Below are 2,007 nucleotides of genomic sequence, written 5' to 3' on the forward strand. Positions count from 1 at the left end.
GGGTTGCGCCCGATACGGGCAGGGCGGTGGTTCAAGTCGAAGCTGCCGAAGCCGCGGATTTCGATACGTTGTCCACGAGCCAGTGAGCGGGTCATGGTATCAACCAAGACTTTTACACTGTATTCGACATCTTTAGCCAGTAGTTGGTTGCCATTTTTTTCGGCAAACACTTCTGCGAGGCGAACCATCAATTCAGACTTCGTCATGTCTGCAACCTTATTCTTGGTCGCCGGACAGTTTGGCTTTCAGCAAGTCGCCCAAGCTGGTAGTACCGGCATTGGCAGTTGCAGCGGCGTTAACTGAATTCAGCGCTTCGCGGTTTTCTTTAGCGTCTTTCGCTTTAACAGACAGACGGATGCTGCGGTTTTTGCGGTCAACGGTAACGATAACGGCTTCAACTTCGTCGCCTTCTTTCAGTTTGGTAGTCAGGTCTTCAACGCGGTCAGCGGCGAATTCAGAAGCAGGCAGATAGCCTTCAACTTCTTCAGACAGAGCAATTACGGCACCTTTGGCGTCAACAGATTTCACAGAACCTTTAACCAAAGAACCTTTGTCGTTTACGCTGATGAAGTTGCCGAACGGATCACCTTCAAGTTGTTTGATACCCAAAGAGATGCGTTCTTTTTCAACGTCGATGGCCAATACAACGGCTTCAACTTCTTCGCCTTTTTTGTATTTGCGTACAGCTTCTTCGCCGGCTTCAGTCCAAGACAGGTCGGACAAGTGAACCAGGCCGTCGATACCGCCAGGCAGACCTACGAATACGCCGAAGTCAGTGATGGATTTAACTGCGCCGGAGATTTTGTCGCCTTTGTTGTGGTTGGCGGCAAATTCTTCCCAAGGGTTAGCTTGGCATTGTTTCATACCCAAAGAGATACGGCGGCGGTCTTCGTCGATTTCCAGGATCATGACTTCAACTTCGTCACCCAGTTGAACAACTTTGCTTGGGTGTACGTTTTTGTTGGTCCAATCCATTTCGGAAACGTGTACCAAACCTTCGATGCCTTGTTCGATTTCAACGAACGCACCGTAATCAGTCAGGTTGGATACTTTACCGAACAGGCGGGTACCTTGTGGGTAACGACGGGTCAGACCGCTCCAAGGATCTTCGCCCAATTGTTTCATACCCAAAGAAACGCGTTGTTTGTCTTGGTCGAATTTCAGGACTTTGGCTTCAACTTCTTGACCGACTTCCAGAACTTCGCTCGGGTGTTTCACACGGCGCCATGCCAAGTCGGTGATGTGCAACAGACCGTCGATGCCGCCCAAGTCAACGAATGCACCGTAATCGGTGATGTTTTTAACGATACCTTTGATAACTGAACCTTCTTGCAGGTTTTCCAGCAAGGCTTTGCGTTCTTCGCCCAAAGTAGCTTCCAGAACAGCGCGGCGGGACACAACAACGTTGTTGCGTTTTTTGTCCAGTTTGATCACTTTGAATTCAATTTCTTTGCCTTCGAAGTGAGAAGTGTCTTTAACGGGACGTACGTCAACCAAAGAACCCGGCAGGAATGCGCGGATGCTGTTGATCATAACGGTCAGACCGCCTTTGACTTTGCCATTGATAACGCCGGACAGGATGTCGCCGTTTTCCATCGCTTCTTCCAAAGCGATCCAGTCGGCAGCGCGTTTGGCTTTTTCGCGGGACAGTTTGGTTTCGCCGAAGCCGTTTTCAACAGATTCGATGGTAACGGTAACGAAATCGCCAACTTTAACTTCAATCTCGCCCTGAGCGTTTTTGAATTCAGCAACATCAATCAGAGATTCTGATTTCAGACCTGCGTTAACGGTAACGAAGTTTTGATCGATGCCGACTACTTCGGCAGTAATCACTTCACCTGGGTTCATCTCTTGCAGGGTAAAGCTTTCTTCCAGCAGCTGGGCAAAATTTTCCATAGTCATATATACTCTTTTCGGTACACCGCCAAGGGGTGCGGGTTAGGTTTGAAATGACCTGCCGTCCTTGGCGCGGCAGGTTGGGAAATGTTTTCAGACGGCCTTGTTATA

2 protein-coding genes are annotated in these 2,007 nt (G+C 49.2%); both read right to left on the bottom strand.

Annotated features, from left to right (window positions below; translation table 11 throughout):
* On the bottom strand, positions 1-206 hold a 206-nt coding region (locus ACTHUT_RS19080; protein ID WP_440419423.1), incomplete at its 3' end, for an HU family DNA-binding protein.
* A gap of 10 nt (positions 207-216) precedes the next feature.
* Positions 217-1,902 (bottom strand): 30S ribosomal protein S1, encoded by a 1,686-nt coding sequence (rpsA, locus tag ACTHUT_RS19085; RefSeq protein ID WP_440386302.1) that lies wholly within the window; start codon positions 1,900-1,902, stop codon positions 217-219.
* Between the last annotated feature and the right edge of the window lie 105 nt (positions 1,903-2,007).

This window comes from Neisseria sp. P0022.S010 (genome assembly GCF_051956635.1).

Coding starts and splice junctions, on each gene's coding strand:
- rpsA (WP_440386302.1), bottom strand. CDS start 1,902: ATGACTATGGAAAATTTTGCCCAGCTGCTGGAAGAAAGCTTTACCCTG.